The sequence below is a fragment of the Actinoplanes sp. URMC 104 genome, assembly GCF_051386375.1.
In the GTDB taxonomy this organism is placed as follows: Bacteria; Actinomycetota; Actinomycetes; order Mycobacteriales; family Micromonosporaceae; genus Actinoplanes.
This window is the reverse complement of record NZ_JBPQTO010000002.1, coordinates 542,715-561,373: the sequence shown is the minus strand read 5'-3', so window position 1 is coordinate 561,373 and position 18,659 is coordinate 542,715. Positions and strand designations below refer to the sequence as shown.

The following is an 18,659-nucleotide window of genomic DNA, read 5'->3' as shown; positions in this document are numbered from 1 at the left end:
GTCATGCCGTGGACTTTCCCGGATCGGACCTTCGCGGACAACCGAATTACGGGTCGGCCGAGAGCCGGAGCAGCTGCTCGGCGGTGAGGTCGCCACGTCCGGCGAGCCGTCGCCGGACCTCCGGGTCCGGGTGCGCGACCAGGCCGGCCACCACCTCGGCCGGCAGGTGCGGGTTGCCGGCCAGCTGTGCCACCGTGTGCGGGTCGTCCTCGGCGAGCAGCTCGTTCACCAGCCGCCGGGACAACCGCATCCGGGACAGGACGAAACGGATCTCGTAGCCGTTGCCCAGCAGGTCCTCGCGTTCCAGCTCGCGATCGTGGCGGTCGGTCAGATCGTCCACCATCCGCGTCGCCGCCGCCCGCACCTCGGCCGACTCGTCCCGCGTCAGCGCCTGAAGGACCTCGTGACCGGGTCCGGCGGCGGGGAACCGGAAGACACCGACGAGGGCTTCCCGGACGACCGGATCCGGATGACGCGACGCTGTGCGGATCCCGTCGGGATGCCGGCGCGCCACCCACTCGGCGATCTCGGCTGCCAGTTCCTCGCGCGTCATCATTCCCCGGGCGTGCAAGCTCACCAGCCGGTCGAGCTCCCGGACCCCGGACATGTCGGCCCCCACACCCGTCGACCCTAGCGGGCTCGGCCGATGTCGCCGCACCATGCCTCCGGCGCCGAGGTCGATTGACAAGTCGCTATGCGCCGGGTGAGGTGGACAGCGACATCCTTCAATGAAGCAGGGGGTTCGATGTCGCTTCGTCCTCGATGGGTGGCGGCCGCTGCCGTCCTCACTCTGATCACCGCGTCGGTGTCCGTGCCGGCGCAGGCGGCGCCCGGGGCGGCGCCCTCCGTCAGCGTCGAGCTGGGGGCCGGGGAGTCGGCGCTCGTCCGGTTCCGGCTGCCCGACGAGGCGGCGCTGCGCCGGCTCGTGGCGGGCGGCGCTGACCTCGCGGCGCGGCCGCGCACGCAGGACGGCGTGGTGCTGGTCGACATCGTGGTCGACGACCGGCAGCTGGCGGCGCTCACCGGGCAGGGCGCGGTGCCGGTGCAGGTCGTCCAGCGACAGACCGACGTCCGCCGGCTCGCCACCACAAGAGCGGTGCAGGCCGACACGTTGCACTTCCAGCAGGCGTACTGGTGGACGACCGCCGGGCGGACGTTCCTGCAGGCGCAGGTGTTCACGACGGCAAGCGACGACCCGGACGTCGAGATCACCGTCACCTGGCGGACCGCGGACGGCGCCACCGGGTCGTTCCCGCTGGTGCGGTTCGAGGACGCGGGCGAGTACCAGTACCACTACACGCTGCCGCAGCCGGTGCCGGGCAAGCCGGTGCAGGTGACGGCCACCTCCAGCCTCGGCGGCACGGCCCGCGCGGTCACCCCGGCGGCGTGGCCGGGCGCGACCCCGCCGCCCGCGCCCAGCGGCTACCAGAAGGACTTCGTCGACGCGTACATGACGCCCACCGACGTGCGGGCGCGGATCAGGCGGCTCGCGCGGCAGTACCCGGCGCTGGTCGACGTCATCAACCTGCCCAACAAGACCCAGGGCTACCGGCGTACGGCGGTGGCGTACCTCGGCGACCCGAACGCCGTCGCGGTCGTGGTCGAGTCGGTGCAGTTCGGCGACCAGGGCATGAACGGCGTGCAGGTGCGCACGGTCGACCCGGGCGCGGCGAACCGGCCGCTGTCGGCGACCTACCGGGACCGCGTGCTCACGATCCGCCTCGCCACCGACGCGGGCGGCAAGGTGATCAGCACGACCGACGACGTGGCCGCGTTCGTCACGGCCCGCTACCCGCAACGGTTCCGGGCGTTCGTGGAGGAGGGCTCGGCCGGGGCGCCGATGCCGGTGACCGGGCCCGTACGCCTCGACGACGGGCTCGAGGGCACCGAGGTGCCGCGCGGCCCGTGGACGGTGCAGGCGCTGCGGATCGGCAAGGTGCGCGACGGCTCGAAGCCGGGCGTGCTCGCGTACTCGCAGGAGCACGCGCGCGAGTGGGCGACCCCGCTGGTGACGCTGGAGTTCGCGGAGCGGCTGCTGGCCAACTACGCGACCGACGCGGCCACCCGTGAGCTGGTCGACGCGGTCGACGTGTTCGTGATCCCGACGGTCAACCCGGACGGCGCGAACTACTCGTTCAACGACTTCAACTTCCAGCGCAAGAACCTGGTCAACCACTGCACCGGCGCGTCGCGCGACCCGCGCAACCGCGACTCGTGGGGCGTCGACGTCAACCGCAACTACACCGTCGGGTCCTACTTCGACGGTTACGTCGGGGCGAGCGCCAACTGCCTGTCCGGCACGTACGCGGGCACGGCCGAGCTGTCCGAGGCCGAGAGCCGCAACGTCGTCGCGCTGGCCGCGGCGCACCCCAACATCGGGCTGGCGATGAATGTGCACAGCTACGGCGGCTACTTCATGTGGCCGCCCGGCGCCTACAAGGCCGACGGCCGGGTCACGCTGCCGCGGCCGTCGATCGACGAGCAGAAGTTCTTCCTCGACAGCGCGCGGCGCATCGTCGGCGCCATCGCGACCGAGCGCGGCACGGTGACGTGGCCGTCGTACACCGGCCCGGTGGCCGACGTGCTCTACTCGGCGGCCGGCAACTCGGCCGACCAGCTCTACTACGAGCTGGGCATCGACGCGTGGGACTTCGAGGTCGGCAACGACCGCTGGAACGAGGCCACCCAGCAGTGGGAGGGCGTCGGCTTCCAGCCGCCGTTCGACGAGGCGCACGCCGAGGCGCAGGAGTACGCGGGCGGGCTGGTCGAGCTGCTCCGCGTCGCCCGCGACAAGGCGGCGAGCGAGCAGTAGGAGTTTTCGAGGCGGGGCCGGGCGACCGGCCCCGCTACGCTCGACCCGTGGAGACGGCGGGGCTGGTGCTCGCGGCGGGGGAGGGGCGGCGCTACGGCATGCCCAAGGCGCTGATCCCGTACCCGGAACGCCTTCTGGTGCAGCGGGCGGCGGACACGCTGGCCGAGGCGGGCGTCGCGCGCAGCGTCGTGGTGCTCGGCGCGCAGGCCGAGCGGGTGCGGGCGGCCGCGCCCGGCCTGCCGGCGACCGTGGTCAACCCGCAGTGGCGTACGGGGCTCGGGTCGTCGCTGCGGGCGGGGCTGGCGGCGCTCGAGGCGACGCCGGCCGGGGCGGTGGTGGTGCTGCTGGTCGACATGCCCGGGGTCACCGCCGAGGCGGTCCGGCGCGTGGTCTCGTACGCGCAGGAGAGCGCTCTGGTCATGGGCGGCTACGGGGACCGCCGCGGCCATCCGGTGGTGCTGGGGCGGGCGCACTGGGCCGGCGTGCGTGCGGTTGCGACCGGTGATTCCGGGGCACGTGCCTATCTCAGGACCCATGCCGTACGCGTGGTGCCCGTCGGCGACGTGGCCGACGACCTCGACCTCGACGTTCCGGAGCTGAACCCCCATGCGTGACGTGCTGGACAGCCTGCTGCGGTGGTGGGAGGCGGGCGAGCCGGTCGGCCTGGCCACCGTGACGGCGACGTGGTCGAGCGCGCCGCGGCAGCCCGGCGCGGCCATGGTGGTCGGGCCCGGCGGCGAGGTCGTGGGCAGCGTGTCGGGCGGGTGCGTCGAGGGTGCGGTCTACGAGTTGTGCCGCGAGGTCGTCGAGACGGGCGCGGCCCGGACGGCCCGGTTCGGCGTCAGCGACGACGACGCGTTCGAGGTGGGGCTCACCTGCGGCGGCACGATCGAGCTGCTGATCGAGCGCGTCGACCGGGAGTCGTTCCCGCAGTTGCCCGAGCTCGCCGACGCGGTCGCGCGGGGCCGCCCGGTCGCGTTGCTCACCCGCCTCGAGGACGCGCGGCACCTGCTCCTGACGCCCGAGCGGCGCACCGGCACGCTCGGCAGCGACCGCATCGACGACGCGGCCACCGACGACGGGCGCGGTCTGCTCGCGGCCGGCCGCACCGGCGTCCTGCACTACGGACCGGCGGGCGAGCGTCGCGGCGAGGGCCTGTCCGTGCTCGCCGGCTCGTTCGCGCCGCCCGCGCGCCTGCTCGTGTTCGGCGCCACCGACCACGCCGCCGCCACCGCGCGCATCGGCTCGTTCCTCGGCTATCACGTGACCGTGTGCGACGCGCGGCCGGTGTTCGCCACCGCGCGCCGCTTCCCCTCCGCCGACGAGGTCGTGGTCGACTGGCCGCACCGCTATCTGCGCGCCGAGGCCGACGCGGGCCGCATCGACGAGCGCACCGTCCTGTGTGTCCTCACCCACGACCCGAAGTTCGACGTGCCCGTCCTCGAGGTGGCCCTGCGGCTGCCGGTCGCCTACGTCGGCGCGATGGGGTCGCGCCGCACCCACGACGACCGCACCAAGCGCCTGCAGGAGGCGGGCCTCACCGGCGACGAGCTCGCCCGCCTGGCCTCCCCGGTGGGCCTCGACCTCGGGGCCCGTACGCCCGAGGAGACCGCGGTCAGCATCGCCGCCGAGATCGTGGCCCTGCGCTGGGGCGGCAGCGGCGCCCGGCTCACCGCCACCGAGGGCCGGATCCACCCCGGCGGCTGAGCCGGGGCCTCACGAGCCGGCCGGCTCCGAGGCGACCGGGGCGGTGAAGAACTCGGCGAGCGCGTCGACCAGATGCTGCGGCGCGCGGTTGAGCCCGTCGTGACTCGCCCGCGGGACCACCAGGGTGCGGGCGTGCGGGATGACGCGGGCCAGGGCCTCGATGGTCGGCCGGTAGTAGGGCGGCCCGTCGGCGCCGCAGGCCAGCAGCACCTGGGCGTCGACGCCGGCCCACTGCTCGGGCGGGCCGTCGTGGCGGTGGATGAGCGCGGACTCGTCGAGGGTGGACGCGAGCAGCTCGCCCATCTCGCGGCCGATGGGCGTGCGTAGGAACAGCCGGACGATGGCGACCTGGACGCGCAGCGGCAGGCGTGACGTCGCCAGGTGGGTGTTGATGCCGGCGCCGGTGATGGCCAGGGCGCGGGCGATGTCGCCGGCGCGTGCGGCCTCCTGCGCGGCGGGCAGCCACGCGGACGGGCCCAGGCCGTTGACCTGGACCGCCGGGTCGTAGAGGGCGAGCCGGTCGATCGGCAGCCGCCGCGTGGCGGCGCGCAGCGCGATGAAGCCGCCGCTGCTGTGGCCGATCACGTTGCGGGCCCCGGTGGCGGCCAGCAGCGTCGCCAGGTCGTCGATGTCCTGCTCGCCGTCGTAGGGCTCGGCGCGCGCAGCCGCGTCGGCCCGCCCGCGGCGGTTGTAGAGGTGCACGGCGAACCGGTCGGCCAGCCGGCGGGCCAGGCGCCGGTACGTCTCGATGGTGATGCCGCCGCCGTGCACGAGGATGATGCCGGGCCCGGCGCCCGTGGAGTGGAGCACGATCTCGGCGCCGTCGGCGGTCGGCACCCGTTGCACGGTCCAGCTCTGTTGCATCCCGTTCTGTTGCATGTCGCCCTGGTGCATGTCGCCCTCCCCGTCGTTGTGCTCTCCTAAAACTGCGAACGTCGTTTGCGGTTTAGAGTGTAGCGGTGACGACACCCGCGGAGCCAGTGCGGCAGACGGTTTGGTCCCGCCCGGCCCGGGGCCTGCGCGGCCCGGCGCCCGCGCACTCGCGGGACGAGATCGTGGCCGCGGCGATCGTGATCGCGGACGCGGACGGCCTCGGCGCGGTGTCGATGCGGGCGGTCGCCACCGCGCTCGGCACCGGCGCCGGGTCGCTCTACCGCTATCTCTCCTCGCGCGACGACCTGCTCGACCTGATGGCCGACCGGGTGGTGGGGCAGTCGGGCCCGTACCCGCAGGCCCGCGACGACTGGCTGGAGGCGATGCTGGAGGTCGCCCGGGGGCAGCTCGACCTGCACCGCAGGCATCCGTGGCTGGTGGACATCCTGCCCCGGCCGACCGCTCCCGGCCCGCAGACCCTGGCCTGGTTCGACCACTGCCTGGGGATCCTGCGGCCGGTGCCCGCCGCGCCCGCAGCCAAGTTCGAGGCGATCGCCCTGATGATCGGTGTGGTGTCGCTGTTCGCGCGCAGCGAGGCCGCCGGACCCGCGCTGAGCTTCGACGGGCTCGACATGGCGGCGTACCCCCACCTGGTCGCCACGCTCTCCGGGCCGCCGGGCCCGCCGCCGCGGCGCGACCTGTTCGGGGTGACCGTGCGCAGCGTCCTGCGGGGACTGCTCACCGACGCCGGATGAGGCCGGTCAGGTCGTGTACTCCAGCAGGACCACGCCCGAGGTGAAGACCTGCGTCCGGGCCGGCGTCAGCCGCAGGGCGGCGTCGGGGAACAGCCGGACGCCGTGGCCCTGCACGACCGGGTGGACGAACAGGCGGTAGACGTCCACCAGGCCGGTCGGGACCAGCGAGCGGACCAGCGTCGCGCTGCCGGTGACGGTGATGTCCTTGCCGTCGGCAGCCTTGAGCGCCGCTACCTCGTCGGCCAACCGGCCACGCAGGACGGTGGTGTTCTGCCAGCCGGGCTCGCCGAGGCCGGCCGACACCACGTACTTGGAGACCTGGTTGAGGTAGTCGGAGATCGGGCCGCCCTGCTGGGGCCAGAAGCCGGCGAACTCCTCGTACGTCACCCGGCCGAGCAGCAACGCGTCGGAGTCGGCGCCGTTGCGGGCGTTGACGGCGGCCAGCTCGTCGTCGGCGGCCATCGGGTCGAACCAGTCGCCCAGCGGCGAGATGATGCCGTCGACGGTGATGTTCTCGGTCACCACGAGTCTGCGCATATCTCGTTGTACCCCCTCACGGCAGGAAACCGCGCACCGCGGCGAGCCCCAGAGCCGTCCGGGGCCGATAGGCGGTGCGCCACAGCCCGCCGTGCGCCGCCAGCACCGCCTCGTCCTGCCAGGCGGCCGGCGCGGCGGGGCGCGGGTTGCGCAGCTGGTGCACGAGCAGCAGCGCCATCAGCCGGTTGGCGGTCGCGGGCTCGAAGATCTCGACGTCGAACAGGTGGGCGCCCGCGTACGCCGCCGCCAGCGCCCGGTTGCTGGTGACCGAGCGGGTGCGGGTGGGCGGCGCCACGGCGAAGCTCACCACGCCGTCGCGCCGGGCCAGCGACGCACGCCAGCGCTGGAGGCGCTTGGCCAGCGCGTAGTTCGGGCCCTGCTGCGGCACCAGGCTGTCGTTGACGGCGTCCCCGTCGTAGTTGGGCTGCAACAGCCGTCCGCCGGACAGCGCCCCTGCGACGCGCGCCCGTCGTGACCGCGCCCGGAAGCGGGCCGTCGCCTGGTCGACCGCCTCCCGCGGCACGGCGAACACGTCCGTCGGCGTGGCCAGGAAGGCGAGCGCGACGCCTCCGCGGCGCTCGAGCAGGCGGGCGGCGAGCGCGTCGACGGCCACCGAGAGCCGGGTGTACGCCGCCCCGGGCGCATACACGTAGTTGCCGAGCACGAGCCGCCCGCCGAGCCCGTCCAGCCAGTGCGCCACCGCGCCCAGCTCGGTCAGCAGGTCGGCCCCCGCCGGCCGCCCGGGAAGCACGGGCGCGACCAGCCGTCCGGCTCCGGCGGCGCCCGCGAGGCGCTCCCACGTCGCGGGCAGGTCGACCGCCACCACCGTGCCGCCCCAGCCGAGCACGGCGGGCAGCGGGCCCATCTCGGCCGCCGCGCCGAGCACCACGAGCCGCTGGTCGGACAGGTCGAGCCAGTCGGGGTTCGCGGCGACCTCCCGCACCGCCTCCGCGCACGACGGCTCGATCACCCCGGCGGTCACCCAAGCGTCCAGCCTGCGGTGCAGCGCTGTCCCCCGGAGAAGCTCTCCGCGATACGGCACCACGGCCTCGGCCTCGGGCCGGTCGCGGCCCTCGACGGTCAGCGTCTCGAACGGCCGGTCGGGCACGGGCATCTCGACCGGCATGCGCGCGTGCGCCGACGCGAGGCCGGCGGCCGCGATGTCGTACCCGTCGGAGAGCCCGGCCGAGACCAGCGCGCGGAAGTGCCGCAGGTAGCCGCGCCGCCAGTCCTTCTCGGCGGCGGCCGCGTCGGCGGCGGCGGGGTCGGCGGCTCGCAGGGCGTCGGCGACCACGGCACGTCCGAAGGCAGCGCTGCTGCGGCGGCCGGTCTCGTCGGCGGGAAACTCGATCACGCGCGCCAGTATCGCGTCTCGCGCGGGAAGCCGCCGCACGGCGGGCGCAGGGCAGGAAAAAGCCGGAGCCCCGTGGCGGCGGGACTCCGGCCGTTGCAGATCAAGGTTATCGCGGTTCGCCGCTCGCGTCCCGCAATCCGTGCTGTCTCAACCCTGACGGCCGTTCCAGCGCGGGTTCTTGCGGTTGATGACGACCAGCCGGCCGCGACGGCGAGTGACCACGCTGCCGGGCTTGCTCTTCAGCGACCGCAGCGAGTTCCGGACCTTCATGGGGGTGCCCCTCTCGTGCGCCGGCGATGGCTTTCGCCGGTCGCGTGGGAGGTAACGCCCGGAGCAAAGCCGGTATTTCCGCGTTTCGTCGCGGCGCTTTCCTCATGCTGACCAGCGCGGATCCGATGAGGCGGCCATGCGTATGCGCCACCTGGCCACCGCGGCCGCCACCGCCGCCGTCGTCCTCACCGGCACCGCCGTCCCGGCTCAGGCCGCCCTCGAGGAGGGCACCGTCCTCGGCGCGGGCGCCCCGGGTGCGATCCCGGGCCGCTATGTCGTGACGCTCAGCAAGCCGCTCACCGGCGACGCCGCGGCGATGTCGGTCGACGGCGGCAGCACCTATGTCGCTGACATGACAGCCGTGCAGGCGCGCCGGCTGGCCGCGGACCCGGACGTCCGCTTCGTCGAGCAGGACCGGGTGCTGACGATCCAGGGCACGCAGAAGAACCCGCCGTGGGGTCTGGACCGCATCGACCAGCGCCCGGTGAAGGCCTCCAAGAGCTACACGCCCACCGACGACGGCAGCGCGGTGCACGCGTACGTGCTGGACACCGGCATCCGCATCTCGCACGCCGACTTCGGCGGGCGCGCCTCCTACGGCTACGACGCCCTCACCGGCACCACCGCCGCCGACGACTGCAACGGGCACGGCACCCACGTGGCCGGCACGATCGGCGGCACGGTGTTCGGCGTCGCCAAGAAGGTGCAGCTGGTCGCCGTGCGCGTGCTCGACTGCGAGGGCGAGGGCACGCTCTCGGCGGTCATCAGCGGCGTGAACTGGGTGACCGCGCACGCCGTGAAGCCCGCCGTCGCGAACATGAGCATGGGCGGCACGTACAGCGCCTCGCTCAACGCCGCCGTGCAGCGCTCCATCAACTCCGGGGTCACGTACGTGGTGGCCGCCGGCAACGAGAACGTCAGCGCGGGCCGGATGAGCCCGGCCGGCCTCGTCGCCGCGATCACCGTGGGCGCCAGTGGCAGCACCGACCGCCGCGCCTCGTTCTCCAACTACGGGCCCGTGGTCGACCTGTTCGCGCCCGGCGTCAACATCCGCTCCGACTACTACGGCGGCGACTACGCCACCGCCGTCGCCAGCGGCACGTCCATGGCCTCCCCGCACGTGGCCGGCGCGGCCGCGCTCGCGCTGGACGCCGCGCCCGCCATGACCCCCGCGCAGGTGCGCAACTACCTGGTCAAGAACGCCACCACCGGCAAGGTCAAGGACCTCAGGGGCTCCCCCAACCGCCTGCTGTTCGTCCCGAAGCCGCCGGCCGCGCCGGTCATCACGAGCTCCGCGCTGACCGTGACCGCCGGTCAGGCGTACACCGGGAAATTGACCCTCAAGGCAAGCCGCACCGGCACCTGGACCGTGGCCGCGGGCAAGCTCCCCACGGGTCTCACGCTCTGGCCCAGCGGCACCATCACCGGCAAGCCGACCGGCCCCGGCTCCGCCACCGTCACCGTGCGCTTCACCGACTACGTGCCCCGCACGACCACCCGCACGCTGACCGTGACCGTCCGCAGGACCACGCCCGTGATCAGCACCACCGCTGTCGCGCCGGCCACCTCCGGCGCCTACTACGAGCAGCAGCTCGCCGTCGCCGACGGCCGGGCGGGAACCTGGTCGCTGGAGTCGGGCAGCCTGCCGGACGGGTTGACGCTGAGCCCGGGCGGGCACCTCGAGGGCTGGCCGGCCACCGCGGGGAGCGCCACCTTCGCGGTCGCGTTCACCGACGGGTGGGGCACCCGTGCCGTACGGACCCTGACCCTCGACGTGGCTTGACGGTAGGCACTTGCGTCCCGCTCGGCAGATGCCGGGCGGGACGTTCGCCGTCCGGGTCCCGCTGTCAGGGTGTGTGGAACGCCGACGCGTACTTCTCGGCGATCGCGGCCGACTCCGGCAGGTCGGCCTCCACCACCGGCAGGCCCGGCGCCACGTCGGCGCCCAGCTCGGTGAGCAGCTGGCGCAGCAGCGCCTCCGCCGCCGCGGCCTGCGGCGCCACCCCCGCCGTCACCACCGGCACGGCCCGCTTGCCGGCCAGCGCCCGCGCGGGCAGCTGGTCGAACAGCACCTTGAGCACCCCGGTGTAGCTGCCCTTGTAGGTCGGCGTCGCCACCACCAGCACGTCGGCCTGCTGCAGCGCCGCCACGGCCGCCGCGGTCGCCTCGTCGCCCGGCGTGAGCAGCCCCGCGCCGAGCTCGCCGACTTCGATCTTCGTCCAAGATCGCGGTGTGGCCGTCCCTACCCCCCACCCACCCGGGGGCGCCGACGCTACCTCATCGGCGGCTCCGGGGGCGGCGTCGTCCACAGGAGCTTCCTCCTGTGGACGGCCCTCCGCCCTCACCAGCGCCTCGCCGACCGCGACGGCCAGCGTCGACGTCCGTGAGCCGGGACGGGGGTTGCCGGACACGACGACGTACTGCGTCATCAGTTCTCCCTCGGGATTCGCGCGGATTTCCTACTGCGCCTACAGGTTATGGGGCAACTTAAGCTCGGGCAATGGCCGACGCATGGAGCAGCAGCTCGCACTGGGGCGCCTTCCGGGTCTCCCGCGCCACCGGCGAGGTCACCCCGCGGCCGGGCGACCCCGATCCGGCCCCGCTTCTGGGCAACATAGCCGGGGCGCAGCGGCACCGCTCGCGGGTGGCGCGGCCGTCGATCCGGCGGCGGTCGGCGGGGCGCGGCTACGACGCGTACGAGGAGGTCTCCTGGGACGACGCGCTCGACCTGGCGGCCGCGGCGCTGCGCGACACGCGGGAGCGGCACGGCGACAGCGCGATCTTCGGCGGGTCGTACGGGTGGGCCAGCGCGGGCCGGTTCCACCACGCGCAGTCGCAGCTGCACCGGTTCCTGAGCCTCGGCGGCGGGTTCACGCGCTCGCGCAACACCTACAGCGTGGGCGCCTCCGAGGTGGTGCTGCCGCACATCGTGGGCCGGCGCGCGGCCAACGGGCTGCTGTGGCAGGGCACCGACTGGCCGGTGATCGCCGAGCACACCGACCTGATCATCGCGTTCGGCGGGCTGCGGCCCGAGACCATGCGGGTCACGCCGGGCGGGCGCGCCACCCACACCACGCTGTCGCACCTGTCACGCAGCCACGCCCGGGTCGTGTCGATCTCCCCGCTGCGCGACGACGTCCCGGCGGACAAGGGGGAGTGGCTGCCGATCCGGCCCGGCACCGACGTCGCGCTGATGTTCGCGCTGGCCCACCAGCTGGTGGCGGACGGCAACGCCGACCTGGACTTCCTCGAGCGCTGCACGGTGGGCGGCGACCGGTTCCTGGCCGAGATCTCCGACATGCCGCCCGGCCGGGCCGCGGAGATCTGCGGCATCGCCCCCGGCGCGATTGTCGACCTCGCCCGGCGGATGGCGGCCGGCCGCACCCTCGTCACGGTCAGCTGGTCACTGCAGCGGGCCCGGTACGGCGAGCAGCCCCTGTGGGCGGGCATCGCGCTCGCCGCGGTGCTCGGGCAGATCGGCCTGCCGGGCGGCGGCTTCGGGCACGGCCACGGCTCCACCGGCGGGGTCGGCGGCGGCTACCTGCCGTACGGGCTGCCGACCTTTCCGCAGGTGATGAACCCGGTCACCGACTTCATCCCGGTGGCCCGGATCGCCGACCTGCTGCTGCACCCGGGGGAGCAGTTCGACTACGACGGCGCCCGGCACACCTATCCCGACGTCAAGCTCGTCTACTGGGCCGGGGGCAACCCGTTCCACCACCACCAGGACCTGACCCGTCTGCGCCGGGCGTTCCAGCGTCCCGAGACGGTGATCGTGCACGAGCCGTTCTGGACCGCGACCGCCCGCCACGCCGACATCGTGCTGCCGGTGACCACCACGCTCGAGCGCGACGACCTGGGCATCGGCCACGGCGACACGCACCTGATCGCGATGCAGCGGGCCGCCGAGCCGTACGCCGAGGCGCGCGACGAGTACGACATCTTCGCCGCGCTGGCCGCCCGGCTGGGCTACGCCGACGCGTTCACCCAGGGGCGCAGCAGCGAGCAGTGGCTGCGCCACCTCTACGACCGCTGGCGGGCCGAGCCCAAGAAGCCGTTCGACCAGTTCTGGGCCGACGGCGAGATGGAGACGCCGGGGCGGCGCGACGACACGGTGCTGTTCGCCGACTTCCGGGACGGGCGGCCGCTGGACACGCCGAGCGGCCGGATCGAGCTGTTCTCGTCGACCGTGGCGGGCTTCGGGTACGAGGAGTGCCCCGGCCACCCGGTCTTCCTGGCGCCGCGCGAGGACGCGTACGCCCTGGTCCTGATCTGCAACCAGCCGGGCACGCGGCTGCACTCGCAGCTCGACATGGGCGGGTTCTCGCAGGCGGCGAAGCGGTCGGGCCGCGAGCCGGTGCGCCTGCACCCGGCGGACGCGGCGGCCCGCGGGATCGCGGACGGCGACGTGGTGCGGCTGCACAACGACCACGGCAGCGTGCTGGCCGGCGCGGTGCTCAGCGAGGACTGCATGCCGGGTGTGGCGCAACTCTCCACGGGCGCATGGTGGGACGCGTCGGCGCCCTCGGTGGCGACCTGCGTGCACGGCAACCCCAACGCGCTGACCGCGGACATCGGCACGTCGCGGCTGGCGCAGGGCTGCACGGGCCAGGTGACCAGGGTCGAGATCACCCGCTTCGAGGGGTCGCCCCCGCCGGTGAAAGCGTACGACCCGCCGGTCGGGTCTTAACCTATCTAGCAGATAGGAGATATATTGTTCCCGCCGTTACCGGAGGGAGCACCCCATGTCCGCGCTCGCCATCGCCCACCCGCCCGTACCCCGACGCCGGCTGCACCCCGTGCCGGACGTGCCCGAGTCGCCGGTCACCGTGACCATCAGCATCGCGGGGAGCGGCGCCGGCCGTGACCGGGTCTTCGCCGCGCTGCGCGAGCTCGTCGACGCGGCCGGGCCCACGGTCTCGCTCGAGCCGGAGCCGGCCGGCGGGGGGCTGCACCTCGACCCCGGAGCCCGTACGGCCGTCCGCGACGGCCGGCCGCTCGAGCTCAGCCGCCTCGAGTTCGACCTGCTGCTGTTCCTCGCCCGGCACCCGCGCCAGGTGTTCAGCCGCAGCCAGCTGCTGAGCCGGGTCTGGGGGCACACCCACACCACCAACCGCACGGTCGACGTGCACGTCAGCCGGCTGCGCACCAAGCTGGCCGACCCGGAGGTCGTGACCACCGTCTACGGCCTGGGCTACCGGCTGGCCGACGAGGCGTGCGTGACGGTGGTCGAGCGGTGACGACCGTCGCCGTCGTGGGGGGTGGCTGTGCCGGCGTGCTGGCCGCCCGGGAGCTGCTGCGGGGCACCGACGACCGGGTGGTGCTGATCGAGCCGGACGAGCCCGGCGGCGGCCTGGCGTACGGGTCGGCGCAGCCCTGGCACCTGCTGAACTCGCGGGCCGGGGCGATGAGCGCCGACCCGGACGACCCGGGGCACTTCGCGCGCTGGGCCGGCTGCTCGCCCGACGAGTTCCGGCCCCGCCTGGAGTACGGGCGTTACCTGCGCTCGGTCTTCGAGGAGGCGGCGGCCGCGCACGCCGACCGGCTCACGGTGCGGCCGGCGCGCGCGGCCGGGCTGACCGCCGAGGGCGTGCGCCTCGCCGACGGGCAGGAGGTGCGCGCCGACCGCGTCGTGGTCGCGACCGGCAACCCGGCGCCCGCGCAGCCCGCCGCGCGGCCCGACCACCCCGACTACGTCGCCGACCCGTGGGCCAAGGGCGTGCTCGAGGCGATCCCGTCGGACGTGCCGGTGCTGCTGGTCGGCGCGGGGCTGACCGCGATCGACGTGGCGCTCACGCTCACCGAGCGCGACCGGGACGCGCCGATCACCGCGGTCAGCCGGCGGGGTCAGTTGCCGCTGACCCACACCGCGGTGGCCGCGCCGCCGGTGGGGCCGGCGCTCAACGACTGCACCACGCTGCGCGACGTGGTCCGGGCCGTACGCGCGGAGGCGGCCCGGGCGGGGGACTGGCGCGCGGTGGTCGACGGCCTGCGCCCGTACCTGGACGAGCTGTGGACCGCCTTCACGCCCGACGAGCAGGACGCGTTCCTGCGCCACCTGGCCCGCCCGTGGGAGTGCCACCGGCACCGCATGGCGCCCTCGGTCGGCGCGCGCGTGGCGCGGCTGCGCGAGGAGGGCCGGCTCGAGGTGCGCGCCGGGGGCATCCGCTCGATGACCGCGCCGCCCGCGGGCGGCCTGCTGGTCGAGCTGGAGGCGGGCGTGCAGTGGTTCGGCGCGGTCGTCAACTGCGCCGGCCCCGGACGGCTGCCCGCCGCGGCGGGGTCGTTCGTGCGCAGCCTGCTCGACGAGGGGCAGGCCCGGGTGGGGCCGCACGCGCTGGGGCTCGACATCGACGCGGCGGGCCGGCTGATCGGCGCCGACGGGCGGGTCCGGCCGGACCGCTGGCTGATCGGGCCGCTGCGCCGGGGAGCGCGGTGGGAGACGACGGCCGTACCCGAGATCCGCGCGCAGGCACGCCGGCTCGCCATCCCGGTTGGATAATACGATTCGCGCTATGTGAGCCGTTCGCGCAGCTCAGACCCATTGTGAACGGCTTGTGGCAAGAATGGCCGAGCCTTGAACGAGCATCGAGAACTCTCAATACTTCGTGGGCAAGCGGTACGCCGGTTCCGGCGTACCCCCACCCCCTGGGAGGACCCCCGTGCTCAACCGGAAGCTGCGCCGGCCGATCGTCGGCCTTGCTGCCTGCATGCTCGTCGGGACCGGACTCGCTGCCGCCTCACCCGCCTCGGCGGCCCCCGGAGACGCCTCGTTCGCCCCGTCGGCGCTCGCCACCAAGCTGGACGCCCAGTTCGGCGTCAACGACGCCGGCTCCTTCATCGACGACGCCGGCAAGGTCGTCGTCAACGTCACCGACGCGGCCACCGCCAAGTCGGTCCAGGCGGCCGGCGCCAAGGCCCGCTTCGTCGCCCGCAGCGGCGCGACGCTCGCCGCCGCGGACAACACCCTCAAGACCTCCCTGAAGACGCCCGGCACGGCGTTCGCGATCGACCCGGTCAGCAACCAGGTCGTGGTGCAGGTCGACGACTCGGTCACCGGCGCGAAGCTCGCCGCGGTCGAGGCCACGGTCGCCCGGCTCGGCGACAGCGCCCGCATCGAGCGGACCCCCGGCACGCTCAGCGTGAAGATCAGCGGCGGTGACGCCATCTACGCCGGCGGCAGCCGCTGCTCGCTCGGCTTCAACGTCCGCTCCGGCAGCACCTACTACTTCCTGACCGCGGGCCACTGCACCAACATCGCGAGCACGTGGACCAACGGCTCGACGACGCTGGGAACCCGCGCCGGCACCAGCTTCCCCGGCAACGACTACGGCATCGTCCGCTACACCAATACCACGATCACCAAGAGCGGCACGGTCGGCTCCCAGGAGATCACCTCCGCCGGCACCCCGGCCGTCGGCGCCACGGTCACCCGCCGCGGCTCCACCACCGGCATCCGCTCCGGCCGGGTCACCGCGCTCAACAGCACCGTGAACTACGCCGAGGGCTCCGTCTCCGGCCTGATCCGCACCACGGTCTGCGCCCAGCCCGGCGACAGCGGCGGCTCGCTCTACTCCGGCACGACGGCCCTGGGCCTGACCTCCGGCGGCAGCGGCAACTGCACCTCCGGCGGCACCACGTACTTCCAGCCGGTCGTCGAGCCGCTGAGCGTCTACGGCGTCAGCGTCTACTGATCGGCCCCTGCGCGAGGCCCCGCCGGCGACGGCGGGGCCTTCGCTAGTACTGCAGGTGCTTGCGGGTGAGGGCGGCGACCCGCTGGACGACGGTGATGCCGCCGGACATCGAGGCGTTGCCGTGCGAGAGCACGGCGATCGAGACGTCGGTGGACGGGCCGGTGACGCGGCCGACCGAGTTGACGATCCAGCGATGGTTCTCGGTCGAGCGCGCCAGCCAGCCGTTCTTGACGGTGAACCGCTCGCCGGTGCGCGCGACGGCGGGCACGCCCCAGTCCTGGCTGGTGTCGACGGTGCTCATCAGGGTGTACGCCAGCTTGCGCGACGCGGCGGTGAGCGGGCCGGACGTGTCGACCAGCTCGGCGAGCAGCTTCACCTGGTCGTCGACGGTCGTGCGGGTCAGGCCCCAGGCGCTGTTGACAGTGGTCCGGGTCAGGCCCAGCCGCCGGTTGCAGGCGCCGACGGCGGGCGCGCGGCCGAGGCGGGCGAACAGGGAGGTGGTGGCGTCGTTGTCGCTGAGCCGGATCATGCGCTTGGCCAGCGACAGCTCGGTGGCGGTGAGCGCGCGGCGGTCGTCCTGCGCGGTGAGCAGCAGGCACGCGAGCACCTGCACCTTGACGACGCTCGCGGTCTCGTACCGCTCGGCGCCCCGGAACGAGTAGCGCCGGCCGGTGCGGCGGTCGAGCACGGCGACCGAGAACTCGGGGGCGGTCGCGGCGTACTTCTTCAGCGCGGCGTCGAGCGCCCTGACCCGCTTGGCGCGCTCCTGCGCGGCCAGCTGCGCGGGGCTCGGCCCGGTCGGGGAGGGCAGGGCGGCCCGGGTCGGCACGGGAGCCGCCTGAGCCGCGGTGTCGCTGAGCGCCCCGGCCAGCGGCAGCGCGCGGCCGCCCGGGTCGTCGCGCATCACGCCCACGCCGGCCAGTCCCGCGCCACCGAGGATTCCCGCCGTCGCGACGGCCACGATCCAGTTTCGCCTACCTCGCACGCCTGCCATAGTGCCGTGTTGCGACCGATCATGGGTGTCCTCGGGTGGTTCCCCGGCGCGATGGGCCAAGACTATCGACGTACGGGTGAATCGCGCGCGCCGCGGTGAGCCGGGCCGGACGGGCGTTCCTGGCGCATGATGGTGGGATGCGCTTCCCGTTGGTGTCCCCGTCCGCGGTCGCCGAGCTCACCCGGTACGCCGTCGGTCAGGTCGTGGAGACGGCGGCGGCCGTGGCGACTGTCCCCGTCCGCGTGATCGGCCTGCTGGGCCAGACCGAGCTGCTGGTGAGCCGCGTCACCATGATCGCCGACGAGGCCGAGGGGCTGATCCGGCGGGTGACCGCGGTGGTCGAGGCCGCGGAGTCGACGGTGGCCGAGGCGCGCTCGATCGCGTCGGCGGCCTCGGGCGTGGTGGGCCAGGCCGTGGAGATCAGCAGCCGGGCCGGCACGGTCGTCGGCGGCGCCGAGGAGATCACCGGCCGGGCGTCGGCGGTGGTGGCCGGCGCCGAGGAGATCACCGGCCGCGCGGGCGCCGTCGTGGGCGACGCGCAGGAGGTCAGCCGCCGGGCGGGCGCCGTGGTCGCGGACGCCGAGGAAGTCAGCAGCCGGGCCGGCGCCGTGGTCGCGGACGCCGAGGAGGTCAGCACCCGGGCCGGCGCCGTGGTGGGGAACGCCGAGGAGGTCAGCCGGCGGGCCGGCGTGGTGGTCGGCAGCGCCGAGCAGGTCAGCGGCCGGGCGGACGCGGTCGTGCTGCGGGCGGTGGGGGTCTCGGACGCGGCCGCGGGGGTCGTGGAGCAGGCCACGAAGGTCAGCACGCGGGCGGAGACGGTCGTCCGGCAGGCCGAGGCCGCGGCATCGGAGGCCAACCGGCTGCTGGAGGCGTACTCGGAAACGCTCCTGCAGGGCGCCCCGCTCGCGCGCAAGTTCGTCGAGGAGCTGTCGCCCGAGGAGGTCATGGCCGCCATCCGGATGATCGACCAGCTGCCGCAGCTGCGGGCGCACCTGGTCGACGACGTGATGCCGCTGCTCGGCAAGCTGGACCGGGTCGGCCCCGACCTGCACAAGCTGCTCGAGGTCACCGAGGACCTGCACCTGGCGATCGCGGGCCTGCCCGGCCTCAAGATGCTCAAGCGCCGCGGCGAGGAGCGGGTCGACGACGCCCGCTAGGCCCCGCGGCGCACCACGTCGAGCATCAGGTCGAGGTGGCCGCGGTGCTGGGCGGTCTCGCGGATCATCTGCACGATCATCCAGCGCAGGCTGACCGGCGCCTTGCCGAACGACGGCAGCGCCGCCCGGTGGCCGAGGTCGTCGAAGCGCGCGACCGCGGCCCGGCTGCGGGCGCACGCCGCCTCGTACAGCTCGCGCAGCGACGCCACCGTGTCCGCGCCGGCCGACTCCCACGCCCACGTCTCGTCGCCCCGCACCGCCTCCCACGGCGGCGGAAAGGCCTCGCCCAGCAGCTTGTGGGTGAACCAGAGGTCCTCCATGTGCGCGAGGTGCTTCACGATGCCGCCGATCGTCATGTCGGTGGCCGGCAGCAGCCGCGCGGCCGCCACGTCGTCGCTCAGCCCGTCGAGCGCCGCCCGCACCAGCGCGCGATGCTCCTCGAGGAACTGCTCCAGCGTCTCCCGCTCGGGCGGGTGCAGATGGGGATGGTCCATCCGACGATGATG

Annotated in this window: 18 protein-coding genes; 10 read left to right on the top strand and 8 right to left on the bottom strand. The window is 74.3% G+C overall.

The window, feature by feature from the left end; all coding sequences use genetic code 11:
- Positions 1 to 46: 46 nt before the first annotated feature.
- Positions 47 to 607 (bottom strand): hypothetical protein, encoded by a 561-nt coding sequence (locus ACSNN8_RS03560; RefSeq protein WP_436646938.1) that lies wholly within the window; start codon positions 605 to 607, stop codon positions 47 to 49.
- 138 nt (positions 608 to 745) lie between these two features.
- Between ACSNN8_RS03560 and ACSNN8_RS03555 the strand changes: the two genes are divergently transcribed.
- From ACSNN8_RS03555 to ACSNN8_RS03545, 3 genes are read left to right on the top strand one after another with little or no spacing between them, the layout of a single operon-like run.
- Positions 746 to 2,812, top strand: a complete 2,067-nt coding sequence (locus ACSNN8_RS03555; RefSeq protein ID WP_436646937.1) for a M14 family zinc carboxypeptidase — start codon at positions 746 to 748, stop codon at positions 2,810 to 2,812.
- A gap of 47 nt (positions 2,813 to 2,859) precedes the next feature.
- Entirely contained in the window at positions 2,860 to 3,426 is a 567-nt protein-coding gene (locus ACSNN8_RS03550) for a nucleotidyltransferase family protein (protein WP_436646936.1), read from the top strand.
- Positions 3,419 to 4,519, top strand: coding sequence for an XdhC family protein (locus ACSNN8_RS03545; RefSeq protein WP_436646935.1), 1,101 nt, complete (start codon positions 3,419 to 3,421; stop codon positions 4,517 to 4,519). Before ACSNN8_RS03550 ends, ACSNN8_RS03545 begins: the two co-directional genes overlap by 8 nt.
- Before the next feature lie 9 nt (positions 4,520 to 4,528).
- On the opposite strand, the gene ACSNN8_RS03540 is transcribed toward ACSNN8_RS03545, so the two are convergent.
- Positions 4,529 to 5,413: an alpha/beta fold hydrolase gene (locus ACSNN8_RS03540; protein ID WP_436646934.1), complete on the bottom strand. Its 885-nt coding sequence runs from the start codon at positions 5,411 to 5,413 to the stop codon at positions 4,529 to 4,531.
- Positions 5,414 to 5,478: 65 nt separating this feature from the next.
- Here ACSNN8_RS03540 and ACSNN8_RS03535 point away from each other — a divergent pair, with 65 nt between their 5' ends.
- Positions 5,479 to 6,147: a TetR/AcrR family transcriptional regulator gene (locus ACSNN8_RS03535; protein WP_436646933.1), complete on the top strand. Its 669-nt coding sequence runs from the start codon at positions 5,479 to 5,481 to the stop codon at positions 6,145 to 6,147.
- Positions 6,148 to 6,153: 6 nt separating this feature from the next.
- Here the strand turns inward: ACSNN8_RS03535 and ACSNN8_RS03530 are convergent, their stop codons facing one another.
- The 3 genes from ACSNN8_RS03530 to ACSNN8_RS03520 form a co-directional block, all read right to left on the bottom strand.
- Positions 6,154 to 6,684 carry a dihydrofolate reductase family protein gene (locus tag ACSNN8_RS03530; RefSeq protein ID WP_436646932.1) on the bottom strand — a complete coding sequence of 177 codons (531 nt, stop codon included), beginning with the start codon at positions 6,682 to 6,684 and terminating at the stop codon, positions 6,154 to 6,156.
- A gap of 16 nt (positions 6,685 to 6,700) precedes the next feature.
- On the bottom strand, positions 6,701 to 8,038 hold the full coding sequence (locus ACSNN8_RS03525; protein WP_436646931.1) for a hypothetical protein: 1,338 nt from the start codon (positions 8,036 to 8,038) through the stop codon (positions 6,701 to 6,703).
- A 147-nt stretch (positions 8,039 to 8,185) separates the two neighbouring features.
- The gene (locus tag ACSNN8_RS03520) at positions 8,186 to 8,308 is read right to left on the bottom strand and encodes a ribosomal protein bL36 (RefSeq protein ID WP_436646930.1); all 123 of its coding nucleotides are present in this window, start codon (positions 8,306 to 8,308) and stop codon (positions 8,186 to 8,188) included.
- Between the two features lie 136 nt (positions 8,309 to 8,444).
- Between ACSNN8_RS03520 and ACSNN8_RS03515 the strand changes: the two genes are divergently transcribed.
- The gene (locus ACSNN8_RS03515) at positions 8,445 to 10,091 is read left to right on the top strand and encodes a S8 family peptidase (protein ID WP_436646929.1); all 1,647 of its coding nucleotides are present in this window, start codon (positions 8,445 to 8,447) and stop codon (positions 10,089 to 10,091) included.
- A 64-nt stretch (positions 10,092 to 10,155) separates the two neighbouring features.
- Here the strand turns inward: ACSNN8_RS03515 and ACSNN8_RS03510 are convergent, their stop codons facing one another.
- On the bottom strand, positions 10,156 to 10,737 hold the full coding sequence (locus tag ACSNN8_RS03510) for an NADPH-dependent FMN reductase (RefSeq protein ID WP_436646928.1): 582 nt from the start codon (positions 10,735 to 10,737) through the stop codon (positions 10,156 to 10,158).
- Between the two features lie 71 nt (positions 10,738 to 10,808).
- On the opposite strand from ACSNN8_RS03510, the gene ACSNN8_RS03505 reads away from it, so the two are divergent.
- The 4 genes from ACSNN8_RS03505 to ACSNN8_RS03490 all read left to right on the top strand — a co-directional run bounded on the left by ACSNN8_RS03505 (position 10,809) and on the right by ACSNN8_RS03490 (position 16,002).
- The gene (locus tag ACSNN8_RS03505; RefSeq protein WP_436646927.1) at positions 10,809 to 12,998 is read left to right on the top strand and encodes a molybdopterin-dependent oxidoreductase; all 2,190 of its coding nucleotides are present in this window, start codon (positions 10,809 to 10,811) and stop codon (positions 12,996 to 12,998) included.
- A gap of 55 nt (positions 12,999 to 13,053) precedes the next feature.
- Entirely contained in the window at positions 13,054 to 13,548 is a 495-nt protein-coding gene (locus ACSNN8_RS03500) for a winged helix-turn-helix domain-containing protein (protein WP_436646926.1), read from the top strand.
- Positions 13,545 to 14,810: an FAD/NAD(P)-binding protein gene (locus ACSNN8_RS03495; RefSeq protein WP_436646925.1), complete on the top strand. Its 1,266-nt coding sequence runs from the start codon at positions 13,545 to 13,547 to the stop codon at positions 14,808 to 14,810. The genes ACSNN8_RS03500 and ACSNN8_RS03495 overlap by 4 nt, the downstream gene beginning before the upstream one ends.
- Positions 14,811 to 14,970: 160 nt before the next feature.
- Positions 14,971 to 16,002 (top strand): S1 family peptidase, encoded by a 1,032-nt coding sequence (locus tag ACSNN8_RS03490; protein ID WP_436646924.1) that lies wholly within the window; start codon positions 14,971 to 14,973, stop codon positions 16,000 to 16,002.
- 43 nt (positions 16,003 to 16,045) lie between these two features.
- On the opposite strand, the gene ACSNN8_RS03485 is transcribed toward ACSNN8_RS03490, so the two are convergent.
- A complete protein-coding gene (locus ACSNN8_RS03485) occupies positions 16,046 to 16,996 on the bottom strand; it encodes a serine hydrolase (protein ID WP_436646923.1) in 951 nt (316 codons plus the stop codon).
- Positions 16,997 to 17,133: 137 nt separating this feature from the next.
- Here ACSNN8_RS03485 and ACSNN8_RS03480 point away from each other — a divergent pair, with 137 nt between their 5' ends.
- On the top strand, positions 17,134 to 18,153 hold the full coding sequence (locus ACSNN8_RS03480; protein ID WP_436646922.1) for a hypothetical protein: 1,020 nt from the start codon (positions 17,134 to 17,136) through the stop codon (positions 18,151 to 18,153).
- Here the strand turns inward: ACSNN8_RS03480 and ACSNN8_RS03475 are convergent.
- The gene (locus ACSNN8_RS03475) at positions 18,150 to 18,647 is read right to left on the bottom strand and encodes a DinB family protein (protein ID WP_436646921.1); all 498 of its coding nucleotides are present in this window, start codon (positions 18,645 to 18,647) and stop codon (positions 18,150 to 18,152) included. The two genes, ACSNN8_RS03480 and ACSNN8_RS03475, sit on opposite strands and share 4 nt — an antisense overlap.
- Between the last annotated feature and the right edge of the window lie 12 nt (positions 18,648 to 18,659).

Excerpts from the sequence above, each read along its gene's own strand:
- ACSNN8_RS03560 (WP_436646938.1), bottom strand. The coding sequence starts at position 607 with ATGTCCGGGGTCCGGGAGCTCGACCGGCTGGTGAGCTTGCACGCCCGG.
- ACSNN8_RS03555 (WP_436646937.1), top strand. The coding sequence starts at position 746 with ATGTCGCTTCGTCCTCGATGGGTGGCGGCCGCTGCCGTCCTCACTCTG.
- ACSNN8_RS03545 (WP_436646935.1), top strand. The coding sequence starts at position 3,419 with ATGCGTGACGTGCTGGACAGCCTGCTGCGGTGGTGGGAGGCGGGCGAG.
- ACSNN8_RS03540 (WP_436646934.1), bottom strand. The coding sequence starts at position 5,413 with ATGCACCAGGGCGACATGCAACAGAACGGGATGCAACAGAGCTGGACC.
- ACSNN8_RS03530 (WP_436646932.1), bottom strand. The coding sequence starts at position 6,684 with ATGCGCAGACTCGTGGTGACCGAGAACATCACCGTCGACGGCATCATC.
- ACSNN8_RS03520 (WP_436646930.1), bottom strand. The coding sequence starts at position 8,308 with ATGAAGGTCCGGAACTCGCTGCGGTCGCTGAAGAGCAAGCCCGGCAGC.
- ACSNN8_RS03515 (WP_436646929.1), top strand. The coding sequence starts at position 8,445 with ATGCGTATGCGCCACCTGGCCACCGCGGCCGCCACCGCCGCCGTCGTC.
- ACSNN8_RS03510 (WP_436646928.1), bottom strand. The coding sequence starts at position 10,737 with ATGACGCAGTACGTCGTCGTGTCCGGCAACCCCCGTCCCGGCTCACGG.
- ACSNN8_RS03505 (WP_436646927.1), top strand. The coding sequence starts at position 10,809 with ATGGCCGACGCATGGAGCAGCAGCTCGCACTGGGGCGCCTTCCGGGTC.
- ACSNN8_RS03500 (WP_436646926.1), top strand. The coding sequence starts at position 13,054 with ATGTCCGCGCTCGCCATCGCCCACCCGCCCGTACCCCGACGCCGGCTG.
- ACSNN8_RS03485 (WP_436646923.1), bottom strand. The coding sequence starts at position 16,996 with ATGGCAGGCGTGCGAGGTAGGCGAAACTGGATCGTGGCCGTCGCGACG.
- ACSNN8_RS03480 (WP_436646922.1), top strand. The coding sequence starts at position 17,134 with ATGCGCTTCCCGTTGGTGTCCCCGTCCGCGGTCGCCGAGCTCACCCGG.
- ACSNN8_RS03475 (WP_436646921.1), bottom strand. The coding sequence starts at position 18,647 with ATGGACCATCCCCATCTGCACCCGCCCGAGCGGGAGACGCTGGAGCAG.